The following is a 25502-nucleotide window of genomic DNA, read 5'->3' as shown; positions in this document are numbered from 1 at the left end:
AATCTTGTAATTGATTCAGCTGACTCAATTAGACTCACCCTCCAATATTTCAGTATAAGCATTTACTGTTCTCTTTTGGGCTTCCGTATCCATGAGCCAGCCTGAAATCTTATTTATTGATGATACAGCCCGGGCGTTATCGGTTACTGTACCATCAACTTGGCGTTGTCGTTTGATGTATGAAACGATATCGCTAAAATCTGTCGCACTATAAAGATTTCTTTTCACACATTCTTTCAGTGCTGCTGATAAGATTGCCCCATTGTTCTCCTTTGTCTGCTTTAAAATAATCTGCAGCTGATCTCTAATATACCGAGGGTAGTTTTGCCGGATGATACTAAGATAGTCGTATGCGGAATCCACCTCTTCAAATCGTTTCGCAACCGTATCCATAAATGCATTGATGCCTTTTGTCCGATCGCGCGAATGGCTTCTATCCTTCACTAATTGGCCTTTTCCTTCAGGAATAGTGTGTTTTGCAATCAATTCTCCTGTATCGGTAATATAGATGAATAGTTGTTTGTCTTCCGTTTCTTTGATACCGACGGTATCATATTTATGGAATGTTCCCAGTGGAAGAGAATACCGATTCGACAAATAACGAATTGTATTGTCCTTATGGACGCTTCTTGTTATACTATTTTCATAATTGTTTTTGATTGTTAATTTTTCTGTGACTGGTCTCAAGTGTTGCTTTTCCAAGGAGAACACTTCGACCGGTCTTTTTTTTGTTGTGTTGTGGATTTTATAGTTCCCTGTTCGGTTTAGCCACTGCCAACCCTGCTCATTCCAGGAATCAATGTTGTGATACACTCTATGTCTCGCAAAGTTATGCTTGATAAAGCCAACCACATTTTCAATTTTCCCCTTACTTTCTGGGTCAGCTTTTCTACAAACCCGAAGGTTTAAACGCCTGGTTTCCTTATAATGTTGAAACTCTTTCGTTAAGATAAGATCCCCACCATTTTCACTGACCACGATTAAATTATCCTGATCATAAACGATTTCTCTTGGGATTCCGCCATACCACCGAAAAGCATCTTCATGTGCTTCCATCACATCCTGGGTAGTGAAAGGTCTGTCTAACCATTTTTTATATTTGTATCTCGAGTTAGATAAAACAAATGCGATAAAGCTCAGCTTCACCTCTTGATTGTCAGGTGTTCTTTGTTTTGTATGACCAAAATCAACCTGCATTTGTTCTCCCATTGGCTGGTCAGGAATAGCTTCATAATTCCGTGGTAGAGTCTCTTTCTCTATTCTATATTCAGTACGTAATTCTCTAACGTAGGCACGAACTGTGCTCTCGCCAATCTCCAGTGATTCATACCTTTCCTGTAACCAATCTTGCACTTGTGCTGCCGACATATCAGGATGTTCTCTCAGCCAGGATAAAATTAACGCTTTGTAAGGATCTAACTTTTTCTCTCTCGTTTTTATACTTTCTACCCATTCGGCCATCTCCGAAGGAGACTTCTGCAGGTTGCGGTACACCGTTGATCTTGATACCCCCAACTTTTCCGCCACCTTCGATTTACTAAACCCTTGCTTAATTAACTGTTGAATCTCCATATACATTTCCCACTTATCCACCTTTTCTGCGCCCTCCATTGATGTCTGTATAATCTTAAATATCATACAATGGGAGAGCTATATATTTTACTGGTATATTTGGGTAAATAAGTGTTTCTTCTAATCTAGCGGAAACTGTCTACTTTAGTTTAGCAGTCACACCTGCCAGTGCTCCTACAGCAAACACGGACCAAATTAATCCCAAGGTGCTTGAACCGCCACTTAAGGATTCACCCACGAAGACCGGGAGTACAGGTTCTAATGGGGCATAGGTGACATTAAAAGCTAAGGTTACACTTGCGATCACCATCAATATTTTATGCCTTTTTAAAAAAGAAAAACTTTCTCTTAAATCAGTTATTATATTTTGAATCTTTTCTTTCCATGGATCCGTATGTAATATTCGAGATTTGTCTTGGTGGAATACCTCTTCAGGAATACGAAAGTAAAGAAAGGAAGCCATTAAAAAGAATCCTACCGTAACTAACAGCGTAACTGAAGCACCAAGAAAGGAAGTTAGAAAACCTCCTACTGCCGGCCCTATTAAATAGCCTGTTTGCCCAGCAATAGCTAACAGTGCATTAGCGTTTTCTAACTCTTTCTTAGATACGAAAGCTGGTAAAATAGTAATGCTTCCTATATCAGTAAAAGCTGACAATAAACCATTAATAAAGACAATTAATAAAATAATGGATAATGTCAAAAGACCATTCCAATGTAAAAGAGGAATAAGCAGAAGTAACATCCCTCTACAAAGGTTGTCTACCACCATTAAAGTTCTTCTGTTATATTGATCAAGAATTACTCCCACGACCATACTATCAGTGGGGCAATCGTTGCTGAGGTAATCACGAAACCAATGGCAGAAGCTGAACTAGTTTGTTGATATACAAACCACGCTAAAGCAATCCAGGATATCTTTTTACCTAGATCAAGTACCAAACGAGCAATAATAAAAGAGCTGAAATTCTTATCGAACATTAGATGAAACATATGGGAAGAACCCCTCAGAAAGCGTAATACATTATGAGTTTTATGAGCTATATAAAACTCCATTATCCATACCAATTATTTCAAATTATACCCAAGAACTCAATGCAGCCACTCGTTACCACTAGCCCCACTTTCATACTGAGCTTAAATCCTTTTACCATAATCACTAGATATTAAAGAATTGCCCCCGTTACTTGAAGACTCAGTTTCGAGATAATTAGTTATTTTTCATCTATATACTAGGCACTATCCTTCTGTTCATTCAAGTTAAGAAAGATTTCTTCCAAAGATGGCTCATCGACTTCTAACCTGTACACATTTATATTATTGATCACAAAAATTTTATTGATTTCAGGTATAAACTTTTCTTCCTCAATTAAAATCTCTGATAACGTATCTCCTAGGTTTACATCATTCACCCAAACACTCAGATCCTTACCCATTTTTTCTCTTGAACCTTCTAAAATAGAACTGTGTTTTATATATAAGGTAATATCTCTTTTATAATGAGCTCTTAACTGTTCCATATTTCCCTTGGTTTGTATCGTTCCGTTGTTCATTATGGCAACTTCATCACACAACTTTTCAACTTCATCTAAATTATGTGATGTTAAGAAAATCGTAGTACCAGTAGCCGCGATCTCATTAATCAATGTATGTATACTTAGAATGGAATTAGCATCAACACCAGATGTAGGTTCATCTAAAAACAAAATATCGGGTTTATTTATTATCGCCTGTGCAATACCTAGTTTCTTCTTCATTCCGAAAGAGAAGTTTTTTGCCTTCACTTGGATAGCGTCTTCAAGACCGACTCTTTCCAGTGTATCGATCATTTCTTTCTTAGGCGTTGAAAGCTTCATCACCTTACTAAAGTACTTCAGATGGTCCAAAGCAGTAAGGTCGTCATAGAAAGAAGAATAGTCCGGTAAAACCCCGATTCTGTGCTGTATGTCTCTTATACCTTTTCCCATGTGTCCAAGAATTTCAAAAGAACCGTCAGTAGGCTCCATTAGGCCGGTAATCATATTGATGAATGTGGATTTACCAGCACCGTTTTTCCCAAGGAACCCAAAAATCATGCTTTTATCTACAGTTAAATCGATTCCGTTAACAACTGTCTTTTTTCCGAATTTCTTAGTTAAATTGCGTGTGGTAAGTGCTGACATCATAAATCCCTCTTTCTAAATATCAATAAACTGAGTATTACGAATATCAAAGTGAATAGAACAACAATGTAAGACATATATGTTTGGTCTTGCGAGTAATAGAAATAAGGTGTGATGTAACCGATCATTTTCACGAATACATTCTCTGTCGCTAAGCTCCATAATCCAAGAACCTGTAATGCTATTGAAATAGTGATACCCAAAAACATCGTCAATGAAGGGCTGCGGAAGATAGTCGATAAGAAAACTGCAAGTCCTATGAAATAAGAAACGAACACGACCATCTGAAACCACTCAACAATATGAAATGTGTTTGAAAAAGGAATAATGAGAAGCAATGCGAGAAATAGACAAATGGCCCAGAAAAAAAGATTGCCTAAGAATTTCCCTAATATGATATTTGCTCTTGAAGTTTTCGTTGCAAGGAACCTTACTGTTCTGGAGGCCATTTCCTTATTCACGACACTGTGAGCTAAACTCGTTACAAAAAGTGGGGCAGCAAAAAGTAATAGTGCCATCAATGCACCTGCGTATGCATCATCACCTATGCCGAGCTCTTGAAGCTGTGTCTGAAAATTACTGATGATTTTAGCCGCTCCTATAGTCACCCCGAAAAGAACAGCAATAATAATTATAGAGCGGATACTTTTGAATAAACTTGTGAATTCTCTAAAAGGTATTGTAAACATCGTTTCTACCACCTTCTCCATTTATAGGTTATATGTCTTGTGTTCTCATTTTGTTTAATTCTTTTTCCCTCTTCTTTTGTAAATCTTTTCTTCCTTTTTTCCATTCTCCGACCAAAAATAGTAGACCCACTAGAGTAATTAGCAAAGAGCTGAGCATTCCGCTATTCCCTGCTATAATGAAATATGCCATTGTAATAACGAAAGCCACTGGTATTAATCCACCCCAATAAAAATTATTTCTGGAAGATAAAAAATACTGAAAACCAAGTATGAACACAATTAAAATAAGTCTTACAAATTCATTCATTCTTTCCTTCCTCCTTTTCACTTTTGTACTTCTCTATAATCAATTTTGCTTCCTCTAGGCTGATTCGATCTTCAATAGCTAACTGTTTTATAAAATTAACAAACCCCTCTCCTTCTAAATCTTGATTCAAATTAATTTTTTGAATTAATCTGTCCAACCTTGTACGTACAGTCGGATACGATACATCATAACTTTTAGCTATTTGCTTTAATGAACCAGAAGACAATACAAACTTCCTAATAAACTCTAGATCTTCACTATCTAGATCTAGAAGCCATTTAGGCAGATAATTACTTGGCATTTTTCATCTCCACCCTTCACAACCTATATATTACCACTAACATAAATAAAGTTAAAGTATTTTTTAAAATTATTCATTAAATTACTTAAAAATATATTAATTTTGTTCATTTAAGACATTCAAGACGACCTTTTAAAACATCTATATCAACAACACAATAGGGGGCGAATCTTTATTTAAGACTCGCCCCCTATTATCGAATAATTGTATCGAGACATCTTTCATAAGATCTTTAACTTACGCCCCGTCAGTTGAAGATGATCCTTTTATGCTTGTTGGAAACCATACATCGCAATAAAGACTAAAAATGTAGATAGAAGCACCCCTAAGACATTTATCAAAACAAGGCTAATTTTGACCTTGCCTTTAATCCCAGTTAAAGCAAATATTAAGCCCAAAACTCCTAATATCAAAGGTAAAAAGATGCTTATATTAATTGCAGCAACATATAGTGCATTACCCCATTCAGTCAAACCAGCTAGTAGTGGAAAAACAGCCAAAATGAAAAAAGATACTGATAATATTGAACAATACTTTTTTGTCATAATTAGTCTCCCTCTGTAATTTTTATTCAATTAAACTGCTCCGTCAGTTAAATAGATTAATCCCCTAATATTCCTTGTGCTTATGTAATAAAGGGCTAATGCTTATTGAACAATCGCCTTCAAGATCCATATAGTTCGCCTTTCTCATCACTCTACTTAATAATGCACGGTAGTAATACTTTACATAATAGCATCAAACAGTCTTTGATATCCAAAAGGTAAAACTACTGCTACGAAAGTTCCAATAAAAATTGATATAGCCATAATAAGTTTATATTTTCGTTTTGATATCTCATCTCTATTTAAGGCTATACTTAAAACCTTGATTATCGAATGAACAGTTATGAATATGATTACTGCCGAAAAGAAACTAATCAAAAAAACTTCCATACTTCTCCTCCTTTCCAATTAACCGGGCGGAAGAAAAATCACTAATAACTTTCTTGCCGTTTTTTGTCATACTCTTCCTCACTCCATACGTTCACATAGGAAAAAACGTTTCAATTTTAGCAGTTATCTCGAATTCAAGTCTTCCACAAACCTGCCCTATTCTGGAAGACTCAGTCTCGAGATAAAGCGAATAATTTATAATGTTTGAACACTTTTTCCTGACGCTACCCCAAAAAAAGAATACTTGGTCCACCTGAAAGTTCCCTTCTATGCTTTCCCAAATAAGTCTACTTAAATGGGAAAGGTTACGAGGGTAATAATTAAGCATAACAATAAGCTTCGACTATTCCCAATAGACTTTTCCCGAAAGTGAGTGGTATTCTTATAAAAGAATGGGACAGTAACTTATAAATGGGGTGTTTTTAAATGAGATACGGTTATGCGAGAGTTTCAACTAAAGAGCAGAATTTAGGACGGCAGATTAAACAACTAAAAGAGGCTGGTATTCAGGAGGGAAATATCTTTAAAGAAAAAATAAGTGGTGCAACCACCGAGCGAGAAAAACTTCAAGAGTTGTTAGAAGTGATTGGATATAGAGATGAAATTATAGTTGTTGATTTAACAAGGATCAGCAGGAGCACACAGGACCTATTTAAACTTGTTGCAAATATAAAGGAAAAAGGAGCTACTTTAAAAAGCTTAAAGGATACATGGCTAGATACATCAAGTGATAATCCTTATAGTGAATTTCTTCTTACAATTATGGCCGGCGTGAATCAGCTGGAACGTGATTTAATAAAAATGAGACAGCGTGAAGGGATTGAGATCGCAAAAGAAAATGGAAAGTATGAGGGCAGACCAAAAAAATATACCGAAAAACATGCTGGAATGAAAATGGCCTTACAGTTATATGAAGCTGGAGAACATACCATTAAGGAAATTGAGGAAATAACTAATGTAGGCAAAAGCTCTTTATATAGGGAGCTTGCCAAAAGGAAACAAAAAGGAGTCATCCAGGGTGGATAAGAATTGTAATTACTGTATTAAAAAGACAGAAGTCTATCCATTAGCAAGTTGGAATAATAAAGAAGTCATTCGTTATTACTGTATAAACTGTCTCCCAATGGTTAAGAAAGTAGAAGAAAAAGAAAGGCAGCAATTTATAATGTATTATTCAGATCCGACGAGGTACTCTTGGCTGCCGGAAAAATCAAAGGAATTATATAAGGAAATATTGGACCAGTAGGAGGTGGTTTTTTGTACTCCTACCGCCTTTTCTGTATTGCTGCGGTGAAAATGTAGGCCCACTAATCCATTTCGTTTAATAACTTCCTAACAGTCTTTCCTTTGTGATCTTTCATTTCTAAATACACCTTATCAGCTATTGAAGCATTTTTTAGTTCTTCCTCTTCATTTAGAATAGCTTTGAACTCAATCTTAATTATATGTTTAGGTGAAATGTTTAGATTTTCTAAGTTTTCGTAAGTAGTTTTGTTCCTGATCCGTTTACCCTCCGGCCATACCGAACGAGTCGAAGTTCAAAAACTAAAAACCTAAGTTTCCAAGAGGAAAGCAGACATATGTCTGCTTTTTTATTTTGGTTATTTTTCCTTTTGCACTCCGAATCGTACAACGCCCTTGAATCTTCTAACCTTCCAATGGGGCAGGAACCGTATGCCTTTCCCCATTGGAAGCTAAGAAGGTTAGGAAACCATCAATAAACTTTCACGGCATAGCCTTCCCTTCAGTTCGGTATTCCATGGTTTAGTTGACGCTTTCCTATAAGGGGTTGTGAGATTCTCCATAGCAAAAGGGAAAAATAATCCCCTTTTGGGGAACAAACTTCTCTTCGGAGTTCCAAAGGAAAAATAAGGAGGATAAAAACCATGAGTAAAAAAATCTATGAAATGATTACCAATCAAATCATTGAGAAGTTGGAGCAAGGGGTCATTCCTTGGAGAAAACCTTGGGTCAATGGCATAGCGGTGAATTGGAAGACTCAAAAGGCTTATCGAGGTATTAATACTATGCTTTTAGATGGTGGGGAATATGCGACCTTTAAACAAATCAAGGAAGCCGGAGGAAAAGTCAAAAAAGGCGAAAAATCTCAGATTGTCGTGTTCTGGAAGATGCTTAAAGTGGAAGATGAAGAAACAGAAAAAAAGATTCCACTTCTGAGATATTATCGTGTTTTTAATATTGGAACTCAAGTAGAAGGATTAGAAACAAAACGAACCTATGAAACGTTCGATCATGACCCTATAGAAGAAGCTGAAAAGATAAAAAAAGATTATTTTAATGGTCCATCTTACAGCTTTCAAAGTGGTCGTGCATATTATGTCCCCTTTGAAGATCGTGTCAATGTGCCACCTAAGAAAGACTTTCAAGACATTAACGAATATTACAGCACCTTATTTCATGAAATAGTCCACAGCACAGGGAATAAAGATCGACTAGATCGAGAAGGCGTAACGGGAACAATCAGCTTCGGAAGTGAAAATTACAGTAAAGAGGAATTAATCGCAGAATTAGGAGCTTCGATGCTTTGTGGAGTGACCGGAATTGAAAATCACACAATCGATAATAGCGCTTCTTATATTCATTCCTGGTTACGAAAACTTAAAGATGATAAAACCCTGATCGTAAAAGCGGCTCAGAAAGCGCAAAAAGCAAGTGACCATATCTTAGGCGTGGAGTTCTCATAAACCAAAAACAAGCCCCTGCATGGAACATGCAGGGGACAAAGGGGGAATTTAAATGGTACGAAAAACAACCATTTCTTATGTGACATTAGGTAGTTATGAAGGACAGGTTCACCTTCCAAAAGGTTCCTTTTTAAATCATTATTCATCTATATCATCTGGGTCGTTTACATCTTTAGGATCTTCAATTTGTTCTTCTTCATCAGGCACTAAATCAGCTTCATCATCTTTATTTTCATCTACATTATCTGGGTCATTTGCATCTTTAGGATCTTCAATTGGCTCTTCTGTATCATGGTCCACATCATTTTCATCTATATTATCCGGGTCATTTACATCTTCAGTATCTTCAATTGGTTCTTCTGTATCAGATGCTGGTGGATCATTATCCTCTTCTACATTATTACACCCCACTAACATGATGGCAGATAGAAAAACTGCTGTTAATAGTCTTAACCACTTTAGATTCATTTTTTACCGCCCTTTCTATCGTCATTTTATATTCTAAATTATTTTCTCCGTTTATTATTTTTTTATTCTAATTTTTATTCTACAGGTTATACGCATTGCCCAAGCTAAAAGCCTCCATTAAGTTGTACAATACAATGAAGTGAAGTTTTGGGAGTAGTTAATGCTAGGGAATCAGATATTGCCTCTTTTTAGGAAGATTATTAAGAGCTGAAGGTGATAAGGGGATGTTACTGTTACTAGTCGGGAACGTTGGAATAAACAAAAAAGGATATGATGATAAGTCATATCGTTAATAAAATGAATTTAGAAACTGAATCGTACTATAAGCTTGGAGAGCTTCAAAAAAGGGGGTCCTGGAATATTTATGACCATTGTGTGGCAATCTAACTACGAAATTAAAACAATGATAACGAGGAGGAAACATAATGCAACAGCAGACGGGTATAGATAATCAACAATCTGTAATGATGGAACCGCCTGAAATAATGTCAACAAAGGATCATCTGTATGTAAAGGATATGCTAAGCTGGAATCTACTTGCGATGAAGAAAATGCATTTTTTTGCTCAACAATGTCAAAATCCGGATGTAAAAGAAGCACTTGAACAAGCTGGACTAATGCACGATCGACACTATCAACAGCTGCTTCAACAAATGCAACAGTATTTAAATCAACCTTCACAAAATATAAGTCAATAAGGAGGAGACTTTAGTGAACAAAAATACTGATTGGCCACCGTTTCATAACTTCACCTTTAAGACGTGATAAGTTCATTGGTTCTAGTAACGGTTCATACGGTGAAACGGAGATCCATCCGTTTCCTTTCGTAGTGATTCGTACACTTGGATTTTTTGGTATTCTATTGTTTAGTTTTTCTAAAGCCCGCATCATTTCACTTTTAATATTCTCCTCAAATATTTCAGCATCTAGAGGTTTGTTTAACGCTTTATAATTCTCTTCTCGCCTTTCTTCAAAGTCTTGTGGTAAATCTTCATCCGGGTTTCGATAACGGTCAGAACCTTTCACCCATATTTCCTTACAACGGAGCCTATCTCGTAAGGATTGTAATGCACTGATTTCATAATTGATTCGATTAATTCTATCATCACCATTGTCATCTTTCTCAATAATTAGGCTCCTCCATACTGACCGAATAACACCATCTATTGGGATGTCCTCTGTTGTAGGAAAATAATGCATACCAGAATCCGAATAGGATTTAACTAGATCTAAAGCCTTAATGACAGGACGGTGAACTTCATTATTAGAACAAAACGTTAACGTGTTTAAAATAGGAGGGACCATACGACGGTAATGCGTGCTATAAGATGAACGTATTACCGTATGTACCTTTTCTTTGTATGCTGGTCCTGTATGTTTAATTTCTTTTACTAAATCTTTTAACGTTTGTTCGCTTACAACAGGATATAATACCTCTTTTATAATTCCATCAGGATTGCTCAAAGCTTGTTCAGCCATATTTAATAGGATAGAAGTTTTGCCACTTACGCGACGTAAGTCATTTAATATCTCTTTTTCTACTTTTCTTTCGGCTCTTACATTAATTCGATGGATTATTTGGATTAAAAGTTCAATCAAGTTATCTGTAATCTCCATATTTCGAAGCCAAAAGAAGGAAGAAAGAAGCGTATAACGAATTGGCTCAGGGTGTCTTCTTAATGCACTAATATCCTCAGTTGCTGTTCGTTGGCGATACTTCTTAATAATCTTAGGTGGAATTTCTTTAAAAAGATCATGAGGTAGATTAAGTTGGCGAATCGTACGTAGCTTTTGCAGTTCTTTAAAGACTGTATCTAAACCGACCCGTCCAGGATCAGATTTTAATTCATTAAATGAAAGACTGTCTGTAGGTGATTTGTCTTCAGTAGTGTCTTCCATATCTGCTATACTTTCAATCAGTGAATCTAGCTTTGCTAATGTTGGTTTTGATAGTTTATCATACGTAGCATTAAAAAAACGTTGTTCATAAGAATTAACAGCAGAATGGATAAGACGTTCCATCCGATCAGTGGTAGGGGGTTCAATTCCAAGTTCCCGGAATCTTTTGTAAACTTGATCTTCTACAAAGTTCAGTTCATGATTATGATATAGAACAGATTTGCAGAGCCAATCAACCATTTCGTCTATATCCTGTTTTTCAACTTCTCGAAAGCCAAAATAATTACGTATCTCTGTTCGATGATAGCTTATAGTTCTTCCAGTCCAATTATACTGTTCAAAAACATCTGGATTCAAAAATAATTGTTTTGCTAAATAGTGAATTAATGATTTAGGTATTTCATTTTTGTGGTATGGAAATCTTGCTTCATATTGAAAGAATTTAAACAATACAGCAAACCCCAGTTTTGTATTTCCTCTTTTTGTTTGGATCAATTTTAATTCATCAGGCATTAAGGTGAAGTGATCAATTAGCTCATCCAATTCCCAATTTCTTTTCAAAATATCTCCTCCTATAAAATAGTTCCGTTAATGGCGAGTGTCGGTACTATTTGGACTTTATTATATATTATGGTGTCAGTGTAAACCACAAAAGTAAGCAAAAACTGAAAAAGTTCCAAACACAAAGACTAAATCGGAACTTTCGTGCCTTGAATTAGTCTGCCTTTTTTTGAAAAAAATGTTATTATGTAACTGTCAGAAATTTCTGTTTTAAACATCTTGATTACCAAATGAGGTGACCATCATGTATTTATTTAAAGATAAAAATTTCTTACTAATATGGCTTGCAAGGGTAATATCTCAGTTAGGAGACTGGGTTTTACTTATTGTACTTCCATTCTACGTTTATGAAAGTACAGGGTCTAGCCTGGCGACAGGAGGTATGTTCATAGTCCAGGTTTTTCCAAGGTTGTTATTTGGTTCTATTGCTGGTGTACTGGTGGAAAAATGGGATAAAAGAAAAACCTTAATATGGGTGGATATTCTCCGATCCATGATATTGTTCCTTCTATTTATACCGTTAGATAGTCTATGGATATTTTTTGTAGCAGCATTTTTACAAAACGTAGTAGGTACTTTATTTATGCCAGCTCAACGAACATTGCTATTTGATTTAGTTGGGCGTGAACACATAGGAGATGCTAATTCCATAACAGTAGTTAGTGATAACGTGGTTCGTCTTGCCGGTCCTTCCATTGGAGGGGCATTACTTGGGTTAGGAGGACTGCATATCGCGGTCGGAGTTGATATAGCTACATATGTCTTATCAGCCTTTTTTCTAAGTTTAATTTCTCATCATACATCGGTAGATACACCTGAACAGCTGCAATCAGTGGGAGAGCGATGGATACAGTTTTGGGGAAATTGGTTGAAGGGACTCGGACTAGTAAAAAACCTTCGGATAGTCCTCCTTGTATTTTGCATAATGTCCGTTACTTGGATTGCACAGGGAATGGTAAATGTACTATTTGTTCTCTTCGTAAAAGATATACTAGGGGCAGGAGCTACCGAACTTGGATGGATTGAATCTGCCGAAGGAATTGGTGGTCTAGTAGGAGGCTACTTATTATTTAAATTAAACAAAAAAATCAGTCCATTTTCTATTATATTTTCCAGTCTAATATTGACAGGAATTCTATTCTTATTGATATTCAATATACCAATCTTATTGGTCGTTATATTGTTAAATATTCTTTTGGGGATACCAAATATTATGTATAGTGTGAGATTGGAAACACTACTGCAAGAATATGTCCCGAAAAACTATTTAAGCAGAGTATTCGGCTCTTACCAGACGACTGTCTCTTTAATGATGATTTTTGGTATGGGATTAGCTAGTATCCTACCTAATATAATTGGCATTATTAACACCTTAAATATTGCGGGTTCCATGTTTCTCGCGGTGGCAGTAATTACATTAAAACCACTTAAAAAGTTAACCAGAGAATTTAAGCATGGAGTCTCACGATCATCATCTGATGCAAAAGTTAGTCAATGATTTCATTTGCGACATTTCAGAGCTAGTAAAAAAACACCATCTAGACTAGTTATATTTTCTCAATATTTTCAGAATATTAATTCTCTTGGAAAAATAATTGAATTTACTTGAAAATATTGTAATAATTGGTGTGAAGTGGCGCCAGTAATTTTGACAGGTGTGACTAAAATTATACACGAAAGGATGACAATTCCATGGAAAAGAAGAAGAGAAATCTAACTCTAGTTGCTGAAGGATGTCATAAAAAGCCTTATTTAACCGTGGATAATCGTAAGTTGCCAGTAATGAATGATCAAGCACAAAAATATGAAGTGTACCTTCCTTGTTCTTGCGGAACGGCACTAGCTTAAAGCGCTAATGATTAGGCGCCACTTTATTTAATTATGGAGGTGTTGTAATGAATCTCACCGCAGAAATACAAGACTCAAAAGCAAAACTTGATTCTAACTTTAAGCTTATTTTTGGGGATTTACCTACAATTCTTACTGATAGTACTGAATTAATTAATTTGTTTAAATCTTTAGATTATATTACTTATGATTTCAGTGAAGAAACTGAAATTCCTCCTAACCAATCTGAAAATGTTGTAATTATTCCTACCATTGCTGATAATATCCCTCCATACGAAGAGTGGAATAGGTTATTTAAAGACTCCCGAGTTTTGACTATCCCTTTGCTTTCTTTTAGCTCTGAATATAACGCCTCTCTATACACAATGAAATTACTCGCTGATTCTGATTTTGAATATGCCGTTAAAGCAAATGAAGAGTGGATAAAATATATGATGGATATTGATGGACCTATGGTTTTCCATGGAGAAAATAGCAATTTTTCATGTGAGTTAGATGAAGAAGATGTTCATGTTATGAAACCAAAGATTTCGGTCGAAATTGAACCAGGTGAATGGGAGAGTATAGGGTCTTATTTTGAAGTTGGGATGGTACCTGACCCCGAAGATTTCAGACCAGGTTTTATAGTAAATGGGACATTAAGTGTACCAGGAGTGGCTATCGCTCATCACAGACAAATTCATGATAATTTAAAACCTTATCATGCAGAAGCATGGAATTTGTTCACAGACCTTCACGAAGAAGGTTTATTTCCGCTAAAAGTTAATATAAAAGATTCTCATGTTCAAAGTATCTTAGCTGGGGACCGTGATATTTCTGATAAACTTTTAGAAATCACAAATAAAAAAAGAGAGCTTGTTTTAACAGAAATGGCTTTTAGCACTAATAGAGGAATTGTGCCTGAAAATATTGATTGGAAGATAAACTCCCAACTTAATGAAGGTGCACTAGGAATACATGTGGGTATTGGAGTTGGATTAACGGGAATACACATTGATTTAATCTGCCCAGATGTAGAACTGCAACATTGAGGATGTATTAAGCCAGGTCATTAAAGATGCACCACAGACAAGACTCGAAATATAGCAAATTAGATTTATCTTTAATCATAAAGTGTTTAAATGTTCTTTTTGTAAATACTTAGACTTTTTCAAATTAATCCATATAAGAATTTGAGAGCAATCCATCATTAATCTGCTGGATTGCTCAATTAGTTTTGAATTCATTTTGTTGTTTAAGAAAGAAACACGATCGCCAATATCAATTTAAACAATTCTAGCTATACTACAATTATGAGTGAAATAAGGATGTCAATTTACAATATTCTATATTTTTACATATTATTGCGGGTAATGACAGCTAGGCTGTTGTTACCCCTAATAGTTTCTAATTCAAAACAAACTTCCTGTAACCATCCTTTAGCTAAAGTATAGTTTGTGGTCAATTCTTCCCTTACTGCATACCAAACTGCTTTCTCTTGCTTTCTTTCATTTCTTAAAGTTAAAAGCCAGCTACCTAAAAAACCAATAACTGCCCCAATTAAAGCAGTAGTAACACCTAACCAGAAACCTGACATATAACCACCCTCATTTATATAATCAAAAAAGAAGGAGTTGGGGTGGGATTAGTCCCTCCCCTCACCCGTTTTATACTGCTGTCAGCAATACTTGGATTATCAGGCCTGTGTAATACATGGCCTTTGGAGAAATCTCCACTTCAAATGAACCTTTGAATTTCATTTGATTCCACCTTTCTGCCTCTCCGGGCTTTGCTCAACAATCATTATTTTTACACTTTTCCAAAAAATTAAAATAATTATTTCCTCTGTATATTCTTTAGCTGTGTGTGGCATAATGTTGATTTTAGGCTTGTCTCTCTTGCCTCTATTATGCATTATATCTTCCTATGCATCATATATACTCTTATTCTAAAGGTCATGCATATTTTTAATAATTTTTTAGGAGCTCCTAAGTTGAATATAGCATGCTTTGAGGCTTTCGGATAAAGATGTAACATGTGTAACTTTTGTAACCTGCAGCAACCCTCACACTATTAATATAGCAATGTTAGGGGCTTAAACTAAATTCCTCATAAAATATTTTTAATGACCGCTAGCTACAGTTTTATTGTAATCCTCCTAACTAAAGCAGTGCCACTCCTTGTAAAAAAGTGTTATAAATACACGCCTTTCACCCACTGTCTACTAGCTTTCCTACTTGCAGAATATGTATCATTTTATCCTTTAGGTTTAGGGAAAATGGTGGCTGCCTTGGCTGCCCCGTAATAAAAATGATATTCATCGTGCGACTGCACAAGGGACTGATTGAAAAGATAAATACGCTTTTCGTCATTCCCTACGTGTCGCTTCGGCATTAAACGTATCGATAACGAGGGATTGTAGGGCTCATTCCTTCGCCGACACTCCCTACGTTCCTGATCCGTTTGCCTCCGGCCATACCGAACGAGTCGAAGTTCAAAAACTAAAAACCTAAGTTTCAAAGAGGAAAGCAGACCTATGTCTGCTTTTTTATTTTGGTTATTTTTCCTTTTGCACTCCGAATCGTAAAACATCCCAAATCTTCTAACCTTGTAGCAGGCAGGACACCCGAACCTTTCCTGCTGCAAGGCAAGAAGATGAAAAAGAAGTCCATAACCTTTCACGGCATATCCTCGCTTCACTACGGTATTCCATGATTTTATGGACTTCTTCTTATGGTCGTTTTGAGATTCTCCATAGCAAAAGGGAAAAATAATTCCCTTTTGGGGAACAACCTTCGCTTCGGAATTCCAAAGGAAAAATAAGGAGGAAAAACCATGAGTAAAAAAATCTATGAAATGATTACCAATCAAATCATCGAGAAGTTAGAGCATGGGGTCGTACCTTGGAGAAAGCCTTGGGTAAATGGAATAGCGGTAAATTGGAAGACACAAAAGCCTTATCGAGGGATTAATACCATGCTTTTAGATGGTGGGGAGTATGCGACCTTTAAGCAAATCAAGGAAGCAGGAGGAAAAGTCAAAAAGGGTGAAAAATCCCACATTGTCGTGTTCTGGAAGATGATAAAAGTGGAAGATGAAAAAAAAGAAGAAGAAAAAAACGTTCCGTTGCTACGGTATTATCGAGTTTTTGAAGTTGGCTCCCAAGTGGAAGGATTAGAAAGAAAACGAACCTATGAAACCTTCGATCATGATCCTATAGAAAAAGCTGAAAAGGTAAAGAAAGAATATTTCAATGGACCATCTTATAGTTTTCAAGGTGGGAGAGCTTATTACACACCATTTGAGGATCGCGTCAATGTTCCACCTAAAGAACATTTTGAGGATATCCACGAATACTACAGCACATTATTCCATGAAATCATACACAGTACCGGCCATAAAGATCGACTAGGTCGGGCAGGAATTACAGAGAAAATCAGCTTTGGAAGCGAAAATTACAGTAAAGAGGAACTCATTGCCGAGTTAGGGCTTCGATGCTTTGCGGGGTGACAGGAATTGAGAATAGCACCATTGATAACAGTGCTTCTTATATTCAGTCGTGGCTGAGGAAATTAAAAGAGGATAAGACTCTAATAGTCAGTGCTTCGCAACAGGCACAGAAAGCCAGCGATTATATTCTGGGTCAGTATTAATGAACCTCCCCTGTATGAAAAACATACAGGGGGGTTACATGATATTTATATATAAGCCGGATTTTATTTAAGTAGTTGTGTGTAATCAACGTTTTTTCTGTCCCGGTCAGCTCAAAACGCAAATAACAAACGTAAACGTCAACGTTTACGTTTGTTATTTGCGTTCCTTGTGTAAGCACAATCAAAGATTAGAGAACGGAGTGGAAAGATTTATCCGAAAAGAAGACAACCAGCCCTACCTCCCGTGCATGTGTATGCTTTTTTATTTTTATATCATCCTCTTATTCCAATCATGTAAACTATCTGCCGCAGATTTGTCCGGGCTGCATCCCCAATCATTTCTTAACTTTACTTTTACAACTAACTAAATCACGTTTAATAATCTTCGGTTACTTTTAAAATGTATCAAATTTTGGAGGGAGTGGAGTAGATGAAAAAGAAAAAGGCATTGACCATAGCAATTGCTGTATTTATGTTATTTTCGGCGGCCCAGCCTGCTTTTGCTAAGTCGGAACGATCTCACAAGGAAAGCTTCGGTCCGAAAACGTTTGACCTACAGGCACACCGCGGAGGTATGGGGCTAAATGTTGAGTCTTCCATTGCATCCTTCTCCCATGCACTTGAAATGGGAATAAGCACACTGGAGCTTGATGTGCAAATTACGGAGGACCATCAGGCTGTTGTCACTCACGATCGTAAAATTTCCAAAAGAACTTGCAGGGATACAAGTCCGGCGTTCCCGGGAGATCCAGAGTTTCCATATGTAGGCAAATACATAAAAGATCTTACCCTTGCACAGATCCGTACGATGGACTGTGGCACAATGACAAAGGATGAGTACCCGGAGCAGCAACCCAGCCCAGGAGCTAAAATGTTGTTACTGAGCGAGGTTTTCGACCTGGTGAAGCGTTATAAGGCCAAGAAGGTATGGATGAATATCGAGACAAAGGTAGAGGCAGGGGCGCCGTGGGAAACGGCGCCACATGAAGCGTTCGTACAAGTCGTGTCTCAAGAAGTACGTGAAGCAGGAATGCTAAACAGAGTATCCATTCAAAGCTTTGACTGGGGTGCGCTTATGCGCATGAAAGAAGTTGAACCACGCTTACCTATCATTGCACTGACCAATGGTCCGCAATTCTTACGGCCGGGACAACCGGGGGCATCCCCATGGTTAGGTGGAATCGACATCGATGATTTCGATGGAGATCTTGTGGCAGCAGCCCAATCGTTTGGCGCAGACGCCATCTCCCCGGTTCACGGTTTTCCCCAAGACGGTAAAATCAATGATGATAACTACGTTCCATACGTCACCGAGGAGATGGTCGATGCTGCACACAAGGCCGGCATGAAAGTCATCCCTTGGACAGTTGATGATAAAGCAACTATGAATAAGCTGATTGACAATGGAGTCGACGGGATCATCACTAATTATCCAGATCGTTTACGTGAGGTCATGAAAGAGCGTAAATTCAAGCTTCCTAAGGATTATCAAGTCACAAAAAAGTGAGGAACGTATATAGATTATAACTATTATCTATTTGTTTCGAACAGTTAAGAATATTAGATTCACTATCAATAGATACAAACTCAATAGGAGGTACACAAACGATGAAAAAATGGATAATTTTATTTATGCTTGCTGTTGTTTTGATCCCTTTTGCCGAAAACTCTGCTTCTGCCAAGGAGGGGGGTGAAAAGATATCAGATGAAGAGGTGCTGCCGTTGGCAAAAGCACATGCCCATAATGACTATGAACATACTCGTCCATTATTTGATGCACTGCAGCATGGGTTTACAAGCGTTGAGGCTGACGTCTGGCTCGTGGACGGAGAACTGCGAGTTGCCCATGATAAAGAAGATGTACGCGCAGGTCGTACCTTACAATCCCTTTATCTTGAACCCTTGATGGGAAGAGTCAAGCAAAATGATGGGGCCGTGTATGAAGGTTATGATCATGAGTTTATTCTATGGATTGATATAAAATCGGAAGGGAAGTCTACTTACCGGGCGATTGATCGACAGCTGCGCGAGTACAAAAGCATGCTAACTAAGTATGTACCTTCCGGTGTAAAACCCGGCGCTGTGACCGTGTACATTTCTGGAAATCGTCCAGGGGCATTGATGAAGAGCCAAACCGTTCGGTATGCCGCTTATGATGGCCGGATGAGCGATCTTGGAGCAGGCGCCTCCAGTGCATTCATCCCCGTTATCAGCGATAATTGGACAAAGCATTTTACGTGGATGGGTGTTGGTCCGATGCCCCAAGAAGAGCGTGAGAAGCTTCGTTCAATCGTGGCAACTGCTCATTCCAATGGACAAAAGGTTCGTTTTTGGGCTACGCCTGACCAATCTTCACCTGCACGAGAAGCTTTGTGGAAGGAACTTTTGAAAGCTGGTGTCGATTTCATTAACACCGATGACTTAAAGGGGCTGGAAGAGTTTCTGAAGGAGAACGATCCAAAGCCATCCGAACCGCGGATTTCATTCGAGGACACAAGAAATGATAGAGAGGATAAACATCAGGAGAAGAATTAACATTTATAGATAAATCATCATATTTTCCCCACTATAGGTGGGGATTTTTTTACGCATACAAATGAGGAAAGATAGTGCGATCTATGGTAAAACGGTAAAAAATCTTGTGGTTAAAGAATTTGCAAACCAAGGCTGTACGGCACGACGTAAGCCAGCATCTCAACCCATTGGATATAAGAAGGGTTGACCCCTGAGTTTTTCTAATTTCTCGATAAACCTTTCATTCGTCCATTGCACTTTTGATGGGATCCGTACATTGAGAGCTATTAAGAATCAAAATCAGCCTTTAACCCTATTTCATCTTCTCCATCCACTCATTCAAACTGTCGGCTACATGATTCGCTCCCAGTTTCAATTCTTCATACAGATAGGAAAGCAGTACGCCCCAGGAAATCTGTTCTTCATAAGGATTATTCTGATTGATGAACCGGATCACTTTTTTCAGTTCCCGCATCCGTCCCTCATCGAGCTGTCCCTGCAGGTAGTGCCTGGTGAAGGCATCGATGAAGTTTGTGTTTTTCACGCTGGCTTCTAAGAGAATCGCCGTCGCTCGGGATGGTGTCACGTCAAGCGCATAGGCCAGAGCGCAGATCCGTTCATGGATACGCTGCGTAAACCGGATCGTTACTCTTGCTGTCTTTTCCTTACCCTTCTTCGCTTGCAAGGATTCTCTCTCCAAATCCCCCATATAAAACGTGTTACCCAACCGGAAATCCCTTCGGAAAAACTGGGATAGATGTTCAATGACGTTTCGGGACCGTAGCCCAACCACACAAATTTCTTCCGCCACATCTTTCACCGGTGTGTTGGTGATATAAGCTAATCGATAGATGCATTCCTTGAGGTGAACCGAAATCGTCGGTTTGCAGTCGATTTTTTTGTCGCTTCTTTTTTTCCGCTCATTCCCTTGTATCATGCCTCATCCCCACCTAAAATTTCGAATTTATCGTTAGGACACATTCCCGATGTCCAAGCTTTACTCTTAATCTATGGGGAGGGACGGGGGAGTATGTATAGGAATTTATCAATCTGTCAAAAATGGTGGGTAAAGAAGTAGAAAGGGGAATCAGTGATGGGTATGTCGAAAAAAGAAGCCAGGGATTTAGCCAAAAAAATCGTTGCTAATGGAAAAAAGCATAGCATCCCAATGAAGAAAAAGAAGAAAAGATGAGTATATCCTACGTGACTAGAAGATGTTTCCACAGAGGACCAAGGGGGGCTTTTATTGGGAGTTATTGAAATCGCTGCGATTATTGTGATGGTTATTGCACTTGCTCACTTCTGGATTGTACGGAAAGCACATCAACATAAAGGGTTAGCCATCTTAGAACAGATGGAGACAGATGAAACAATCAAAAGAACCCTGGCAATGGGATTATATTATCGTTTTAAAAGGAAAGAGCAGCCACGAGAAACAAGAGATGGAAAAGTGATAGAAGAAACGCATTCCAACATTTTCATCCGGGAAGGACCGATTCATTTTGAAGAGTTCGCGGCGCAAGTACTTGCCAAACATTTCGATGGGACTTATTGGGTAAGCCCGCCATCGGGAGATTTCGGGGTAGATTTTGAAATAAGAATTAACAACAAAAAATACTTAGGGCAGGCCAAATGTTATAAGGACGATATACACTACGAACCGATCGCTGTTTTGCATTCCAATGTTGTCAAAGAGAAGGCGGATGGGGGTTTTTTTGTAACCACTAGTTCCTACAATAAAAATGCGCTCAAGTATATTAACGGCCTGGATAATATCCAGCTGATCGACGGGGTTCCCCTGGTGGAACATTGGTTGGATGGCATCAAGCAAAAAGATCAGGAGCTCATCGGCAGGCCTGAAAACGTGTAAACCCAACACAAACGTAAACATCAACGTTTACGTTTGTGTTTTTTATGCATTTAACCTTTTTCATTACTGTGAAATTGTTTTGTATAACGGTCGATGTAATCGATTAATCCCTGTTTTTCTATTCCGGTGAACGCTGCATCGATAATCAAACATTTGAGCTTTTCCTCGATTTCTTCCTTATCCTTCAGTTTAACCTTTGAAGGTTTTCGTTGAGCTACAAATGCCCCCTTTCCTTTGATGATATAAATAGCCTGTTGGCGTTCCAGTTCGCTATAAGCCTTCATAATGGTGTTTGGATTAATTTCGCATCTGGAAGCTAATTCTCGAACAGAAGGTAAAGGGTCTCCTTCCTGCCGTTCGTTTTTTAGAATCTCCTCTTTGATACGATGAACGATTTCTAACCAAACAGGGGTCGGGCTGTTTGGCTGCAGTTTCAAAGCTGCCATCCATCGGACACCTCCATAAAAAATTCATTTTAAAATTATAATACATTGCATTATTAGGTACTTTGTTATAGACTATAACATGAATAAGGAAATTATAGGAAAGTTTTTTCACGAGGAGGGATAGTTTGGAAATTGGAAAAGAATTATTGAAGGGACATATCGATACGCTTATCCTATCCCTCCTATATAAACATGACAGGTATGGGTATGAGATTGCCAAAATGGTACGAGACCACAGTGGAGGAGCCTTCGAATTGAAGGAAGGTACCCTTTATCTATCGTTGAAGCGTTTGGAAAAGAAACAGTGGATTGCTTCTTATTGGGGAAATGATCAAGGATCGGGCGGTCGTCGGAAGTATTACCGCATGACAGATGAAGGTTGTGAGAATTTCTACATAAAAGTAAAGGAATGGAACTTCATCAAAACATTAATGGATTCGTTTATAGAAGAAGAAGTAAAGGAGGGGGAGAATGAAAACCGTTGATGACTACGTGAATCAGTTATATAAGCAGGCAGACCCTAAACACCCTGATACCATTGAAATTAAAGAAGAGACCCGTGTCCATCTGAATGAATCGGTGGATGAGCTGAAAAAGGAAGGCTATTCGGAAGAACGAGCGCTGCAAACAGCGATTGAACGGTTTGGGGGGATTGATCAGGCAGAAAAGTTGATCTCTCTGATGGAAATCCGGCAGAAGAAACTGGCCATATGGCTGTTGCGGGCGGGGGTCATCAGTCTTTTACTGGGCTGTGTCCTGTTTGTTTCATCCCTCTTTATCGGCAATGATAATGATCAGCACCTTGCTGATATCGGCTACCAGTCAATCGAAGCTTTCGCGAAGGAAGACACGGAACAACTACAGCGTTTATATGAGGATGAGGCGTTGATTCTGCAAGCGACGATCGAAAGGAATGAATCCTCCAGTAGTCCTGATGGAGAAGTATTGAAACAAAACGAATTCTGGGTGCCGGACCTTTTGATGAGCGAACGCTTTTATCGTGATGATGCGTATTTTGTTTGGTTTGAAGTGATCGACGTCCGGAATATCGGCTTTCTTGCCTTCCTGATGGGAGTATCGTTTTATTATGTACTGTTTACGGTCTGGAGTTTGATCCGTCTGTATCACGCTGGCCGTTTAACCATGGGATGGACGGCCAATATGCTGTTTTTAAATGCCCTCGGCTATCTTCTATTCATCATCAAAGAAAAGCGGTGGCGTTGGAGGAAATAGTTACTCATTAAGATTCACCAGTTAAACTAAATGTCAGGAGTGGATACGTATGCTGGCTAATCAGTTTTCCGTAGAGTTGAAACGGGCTTTTACGTGGAAAAGAGTTTTATTGTGGTTATCGATCATCTTTTTACTGCCGTTGCTGCGATTTTTTATGATCAAAGACGGCTATCAGTTCTTTGAAAAGCAGGAAGTGTTTCAGGAAATGGTGTCTGCCATCATTCCATTAGTGTTCCCGGTTCTTATCATTATGGTTTATCTGCCGTCATTCCTGCATGAAAAGCGGAATAATTTCATTACCTATACGCGAACTCGCGTCGAGGTGAGTAAATATCTGCTCAGCAAGGGTATGGTCAATGCGCTTCTTACAGGAGCAGTCGTTTTTTTCATGATGTTATTCGCTTTTATCTTCGCTTTTTACATCGAACCAGCGATCGGCATGATTTATTATTACCCAATGGATGAATATTCGGTGGTTCGGGAAGTGACGTTTTCTGAACTCCTGACGTATGGGGAACTTTTCTATGGCATCGTTTATGCGATATGGGTAGCGGTGAATGCAGTGATTTATTCCACGATCGCGTTTTTGCTGCTGCTGGTAGTAAACAATGCTTTTGTCGCCCTTTCTGTCCCTTTCTTGTTTTACCACGTGTTCAACTTCATTACAGGGGTGTTCGATGTACCGATGTTTTCGCCATTGAGTACACTGTTTCCGTTCAACATTGTTGCCCAGCCGATCTGGACGGTTTTTGTTCCATTTTTTGTTTTAATCTTCGGTTTGGCAGCGACATCTATCTATATCATGCGTAACCGGAAAGAATGGATGATCTAACCATGGCAACAATTATTACAAAGATGAACCACTTATTAGATGAAATGATTCGTATGAAATGGTTAGCCGTAGCTGTCGTTTTCTATTTTTACGGGATGATGCTCAAAAAGGAAATTGCCCTTTCATCAGGCGAGCTCGGAGTGGCATTCAATAATTGGGATATTTCATTGAGACTTTTGAACGATATGTACCTTATCGTTTACTTTATCATTCCGTTTGTATTGTTCCTTTCCAGCCGTACGGTTCTAAAGGACTTTGATTACCAGCTGTTGATCCGATTAGGTTCTTACCGGAGGTGGGTTTATCATTCTCTGGCATCATTCTGGGCAAAGGCATCGCCTTTATTTACCCTATGGATTTTCCTTTCCTTATTCATGGCTATCGGCTTTCCTTTTTCCTGGCACTGGAGTTCTTTAAGTGGTACGAGCTACGCCACAAACACGCTGAATGGCCTGGCTGCTGTCTTTGAATTTCCTTTTCTGGCTCTGGCTGTCCAGGTATTCCTGATTGCGTTCGCTTTTTCCTTGATGCATATGGCTTTGGGGATTTTTTATGTACTAGTACAACATAAAGCGTTCATGTATTTGGTGAGTGCCGTCATTTTCCTGGTTAGTGTCATCGGTTTCAAGGTGCTCCCCAATCATTTAGCATTTCTTGTGCCACCAACGTATTTTTCTTTAACGAAAGCGGTTGAATTGTTTCAGTCCCTTTGGTTGTTAGGGTTAAGCCTTTCCATCATCGGGGGTTTATACTATCTTTGCATTCGGTTTTTGGATGTTAATAAGAGGAGGTATCTCTCTTCCTTTAGCCTCTATTTCCCTGTTGTCGGCTACGTTACCCTCTGCATTCTCGGCATCATTGCTGTGGGGAATTCCTTGAAGGAGTCGGATCAAGCGAGCATCTGGGATGTATGGGCCATGGCATTTACGGGAGTCAGTACCGAGTATTTTTCCTATCTCCCTTTTTTTTACTATATCATTGTATTTTTTGGATTTGTTTATGGCGTGCAGGTTTTCTTAAGCCGGGAAGTAGAGCAGCTGGGCTACTACAAAATCATTCGATTTCAAAACTTGGGCGCATGGATGTGGAGCTGGATGAGACGCCTGTTGGTTGCCATTTTCCTTTTTCTCATCGGTTTAATGGCCCTCGCTTTAATGATCGGAGCACTTCTTGGCAGGGAGACAGACTTTCAAGTATTGATGTTTCCTAATCCCCTGACAGAAATTATATACCATTTTTTCTTTAATGGTTTTCTGCAGGTGGCGTTGTATATTAACATCGTGTTTATCGTTTCCTGGGTCAGTAAAGAGTCCATTCACGGAATGGTATTGATCAGTATCTTCATGGTACTGATGCTGCCAGGATTTAATGTTGCCGGTCTGGTGCCGGTAGGACTGAATGGCATGGCTTATTTGGTGGAGTATTCTCCTTACTATCTGTCACTTGTTTTGCTGGGATTCAATCTCTTCGCAGTTTCTATGATTCATGTATTGTTCAAACGAAGCTTAAAAATCTAACCGATGAGGTG

The 25502-nt window shown here is 38.3% G+C and carries 28 protein-coding genes and 1 pseudogene; 15 read left to right on the top strand and 14 right to left on the bottom strand.

What is annotated here, in order from left to right; all coding sequences use genetic code 11:
- Positions 1 to 24: 24 nt before the first annotated feature.
- The 8 genes from istA to B9Y67_RS02375 all read right to left on the bottom strand — a co-directional run bounded on the left by istA (position 25) and on the right by B9Y67_RS02375 (position 5966).
- Positions 25 to 1593: an IS21 family transposase gene (istA, locus tag B9Y67_RS02415; RefSeq protein ID WP_085505195.1), complete on the bottom strand. Its 1569-nt coding sequence runs from the start codon at positions 1591 to 1593 to the stop codon at positions 25 to 27.
- 118 nt (positions 1594 to 1711) lie between these two features.
- On the bottom strand, positions 1712 to 2389 hold the full coding sequence (locus tag B9Y67_RS02410; protein ID WP_085505194.1) for an MFS transporter: 678 nt from the start codon (positions 2387 to 2389) through the stop codon (positions 1712 to 1714).
- A 415-nt stretch (positions 2390 to 2804) separates the two neighbouring features.
- The gene (locus B9Y67_RS02400; RefSeq protein ID WP_085505192.1) at positions 2805 to 3734 is read right to left on the bottom strand and encodes an ABC transporter ATP-binding protein; all 930 of its coding nucleotides are present in this window, start codon (positions 3732 to 3734) and stop codon (positions 2805 to 2807) included.
- A complete protein-coding gene (locus B9Y67_RS02395; protein WP_085505191.1) occupies positions 3734 to 4423 on the bottom strand; it encodes an ABC transporter permease in 690 nt (229 codons plus the stop codon). Before B9Y67_RS02395 ends, B9Y67_RS02400 begins: the two co-directional genes overlap by 1 nt.
- Positions 4424 to 4451: 28 nt before the next feature.
- Entirely contained in the window at positions 4452 to 4730 is a 279-nt protein-coding gene (locus B9Y67_RS02390) for a hypothetical protein (RefSeq protein ID WP_085505190.1), read from the bottom strand.
- Positions 4723 to 5031 carry a DUF2089 family protein gene (locus B9Y67_RS02385; RefSeq protein ID WP_085505189.1) on the bottom strand — a complete coding sequence of 103 codons (309 nt, stop codon included), beginning with the start codon at positions 5029 to 5031 and terminating at the stop codon, positions 4723 to 4725. Before B9Y67_RS02385 ends, B9Y67_RS02390 begins: the two co-directional genes overlap by 8 nt.
- A gap of 266 nt (positions 5032 to 5297) precedes the next feature.
- A complete protein-coding gene (locus tag B9Y67_RS02380; RefSeq protein WP_085505188.1) occupies positions 5298 to 5576 on the bottom strand; it encodes a hypothetical protein in 279 nt (92 codons plus the stop codon).
- A gap of 180 nt (positions 5577 to 5756) precedes the next feature.
- A complete protein-coding gene (locus B9Y67_RS02375) occupies positions 5757 to 5966 on the bottom strand; it encodes a hypothetical protein (protein WP_085505187.1) in 210 nt (69 codons plus the stop codon).
- Positions 5967 to 6392: 426 nt separating this feature from the next.
- On the opposite strand from B9Y67_RS02375, the gene B9Y67_RS02370 reads away from it, so the two are divergent.
- From B9Y67_RS02370 to B9Y67_RS02360, 3 genes are all read left to right on the top strand, one after another.
- Entirely contained in the window at positions 6393 to 6992 is a 600-nt protein-coding gene (locus B9Y67_RS02370; RefSeq protein ID WP_085505186.1) for a recombinase family protein, read from the top strand.
- Complete coding sequence (locus B9Y67_RS02365) at positions 6985 to 7212, top strand: hypothetical protein (RefSeq protein WP_085505185.1); 228 nt, start codon at positions 6985 to 6987, stop codon at positions 7210 to 7212. The genes B9Y67_RS02370 and B9Y67_RS02365 overlap by 8 nt, the downstream gene beginning before the upstream one ends.
- Before the next feature lie 640 nt (positions 7213 to 7852).
- Complete coding sequence (locus B9Y67_RS02360) at positions 7853 to 8671, top strand: ArdC family protein (protein WP_085505184.1); 819 nt, start codon at positions 7853 to 7855, stop codon at positions 8669 to 8671.
- A gap of 138 nt (positions 8672 to 8809) precedes the next feature.
- Here the strand turns inward: B9Y67_RS02360 and B9Y67_RS02355 are convergent, their stop codons facing one another.
- The gene (locus tag B9Y67_RS02355) at positions 8810 to 9139 is read right to left on the bottom strand and encodes a hypothetical protein (RefSeq protein WP_085505183.1); all 330 of its coding nucleotides are present in this window, start codon (positions 9137 to 9139) and stop codon (positions 8810 to 8812) included.
- 425 nt (positions 9140 to 9564) lie between these two features.
- Here B9Y67_RS02355 and B9Y67_RS02350 point away from each other — a divergent pair, with 425 nt between their 5' ends.
- Positions 9565 to 9837: a hypothetical protein gene (locus B9Y67_RS02350; protein WP_085505182.1), complete on the top strand. Its 273-nt coding sequence runs from the start codon at positions 9565 to 9567 to the stop codon at positions 9835 to 9837.
- Positions 9838 to 9847: 10 nt separating this feature from the next.
- On the opposite strand, the gene B9Y67_RS02345 is transcribed toward B9Y67_RS02350, so the two are convergent.
- Entirely contained in the window at positions 9848 to 11599 is a 1752-nt protein-coding gene (locus B9Y67_RS02345; RefSeq protein ID WP_085505181.1) for a DUF4158 domain-containing protein, read from the bottom strand.
- Positions 11600 to 11843: 244 nt separating this feature from the next.
- Here B9Y67_RS02345 and B9Y67_RS02340 point away from each other — a divergent pair, with 244 nt between their 5' ends.
- The 3 genes from B9Y67_RS02340 (at position 11844) to B9Y67_RS02335 (ending at position 14478) form a co-directional block, all read left to right on the top strand.
- Positions 11844 to 13097 carry an MFS transporter gene (locus tag B9Y67_RS02340; protein ID WP_085505180.1) on the top strand — a complete coding sequence of 418 codons (1254 nt, stop codon included), beginning with the start codon at positions 11844 to 11846 and terminating at the stop codon, positions 13095 to 13097.
- 194 nt (positions 13098 to 13291) lie between these two features.
- Positions 13292 to 13447, top strand: a complete 156-nt coding sequence (locus B9Y67_RS20565) for a hypothetical protein (RefSeq protein ID WP_176223893.1) — start codon at positions 13292 to 13294, stop codon at positions 13445 to 13447.
- A gap of 47 nt (positions 13448 to 13494) precedes the next feature.
- Complete coding sequence (locus B9Y67_RS02335; RefSeq protein WP_085505179.1) at positions 13495 to 14478, top strand: hypothetical protein; 984 nt, start codon at positions 13495 to 13497, stop codon at positions 14476 to 14478.
- 302 nt (positions 14479 to 14780) lie between these two features.
- Here B9Y67_RS02335 and B9Y67_RS02330 read toward each other — a convergent pair whose 3' ends face one another.
- The gene (locus tag B9Y67_RS02330) at positions 14781 to 15023 is read right to left on the bottom strand and encodes a hypothetical protein (RefSeq protein WP_085505178.1); all 243 of its coding nucleotides are present in this window, start codon (positions 15021 to 15023) and stop codon (positions 14781 to 14783) included.
- Between the two features lie 659 nt (positions 15024 to 15682).
- Complete coding sequence (locus tag B9Y67_RS20560) at positions 15683 to 15820, bottom strand: hypothetical protein (RefSeq protein WP_176223892.1); 138 nt, start codon at positions 15818 to 15820, stop codon at positions 15683 to 15685.
- A gap of 441 nt (positions 15821 to 16261) precedes the next feature.
- Between B9Y67_RS20560 and B9Y67_RS02320 the strand changes: the two are divergent.
- The 3 genes and pseudogenes from B9Y67_RS02320 to B9Y67_RS02310 all read left to right on the top strand — a co-directional run bounded on the left by B9Y67_RS02320 (position 16262) and on the right by B9Y67_RS02310 (position 19614).
- Positions 16262 to 17079: pseudogene (locus B9Y67_RS02320) on the top strand (ArdC family protein).
- A gap of 430 nt (positions 17080 to 17509) precedes the next feature.
- On the top strand, positions 17510 to 18586 hold the full coding sequence (locus tag B9Y67_RS02315) for a glycerophosphodiester phosphodiesterase family protein (protein ID WP_085505176.1): 1077 nt from the start codon (positions 17510 to 17512) through the stop codon (positions 18584 to 18586).
- A gap of 101 nt (positions 18587 to 18687) precedes the next feature.
- Positions 18688 to 19614, top strand: coding sequence for a phosphatidylinositol-specific phospholipase C/glycerophosphodiester phosphodiesterase family protein (locus B9Y67_RS02310; protein ID WP_217807562.1), 927 nt, complete (start codon positions 18688 to 18690; stop codon positions 19612 to 19614).
- A gap of 292 nt (positions 19615 to 19906) precedes the next feature.
- On the opposite strand, the gene B9Y67_RS02305 is transcribed toward B9Y67_RS02310, so the two are convergent.
- Entirely contained in the window at positions 19907 to 20530 is a 624-nt protein-coding gene (locus B9Y67_RS02305; protein ID WP_085505175.1) for a hypothetical protein, read from the bottom strand.
- A 309-nt stretch (positions 20531 to 20839) separates the two neighbouring features.
- Here B9Y67_RS02305 and B9Y67_RS02300 point away from each other — a divergent pair, with 309 nt between their 5' ends.
- Complete coding sequence (locus B9Y67_RS02300; protein ID WP_254901673.1) at positions 20840 to 21463, top strand: restriction endonuclease; 624 nt, start codon at positions 20840 to 20842, stop codon at positions 21461 to 21463.
- A gap of 50 nt (positions 21464 to 21513) precedes the next feature.
- Here B9Y67_RS02300 and B9Y67_RS02295 read toward each other — a convergent pair whose 3' ends face one another.
- Positions 21514 to 21909: a GntR family transcriptional regulator gene (locus B9Y67_RS02295; RefSeq protein ID WP_085505174.1), complete on the bottom strand. Its 396-nt coding sequence runs from the start codon at positions 21907 to 21909 to the stop codon at positions 21514 to 21516.
- Between the two features lie 125 nt (positions 21910 to 22034).
- Here B9Y67_RS02295 and B9Y67_RS02290 point away from each other — a divergent pair, with 125 nt between their 5' ends.
- Genes B9Y67_RS02290 through B9Y67_RS02275 form a run of 4 tightly spaced genes read left to right on the top strand, consistent with a single transcriptional unit; the run spans position 22035 to position 25491 of the window.
- On the top strand, positions 22035 to 22394 hold the full coding sequence (locus B9Y67_RS02290; protein ID WP_085505173.1) for a PadR family transcriptional regulator: 360 nt from the start codon (positions 22035 to 22037) through the stop codon (positions 22392 to 22394).
- Positions 22381 to 23142, top strand: coding sequence for a permease prefix domain 1-containing protein (locus B9Y67_RS02285; protein WP_085505172.1), 762 nt, complete (start codon positions 22381 to 22383; stop codon positions 23140 to 23142). The genes B9Y67_RS02290 and B9Y67_RS02285 overlap by 14 nt, the downstream gene beginning before the upstream one ends.
- A 49-nt stretch (positions 23143 to 23191) precedes the next feature.
- Complete coding sequence (locus tag B9Y67_RS02280; RefSeq protein WP_085505171.1) at positions 23192 to 23974, top strand: ABC transporter permease; 783 nt, start codon at positions 23192 to 23194, stop codon at positions 23972 to 23974.
- Between the two features lie 2 nt (positions 23975 to 23976).
- Positions 23977 to 25491 carry a hypothetical protein gene (locus B9Y67_RS02275; RefSeq protein WP_085505170.1) on the top strand — a complete coding sequence of 505 codons (1515 nt, stop codon included), beginning with the start codon at positions 23977 to 23979 and terminating at the stop codon, positions 25489 to 25491.
- The last annotated feature ends 11 nt before the right edge of the window (positions 25492 to 25502 follow it).

It is taken from the genome of Thalassobacillus devorans, assembly GCF_900176565.1.
GTDB classification, from domain to species: Bacteria; Bacillota; Bacilli; order Bacillales; family Halobacillaceae; genus Thalassobacillus; species Thalassobacillus devorans_A.
Note: the sequence above shows the minus strand (reverse complement) of the source record. Positions and strands in the feature narration are given on the sequence as shown.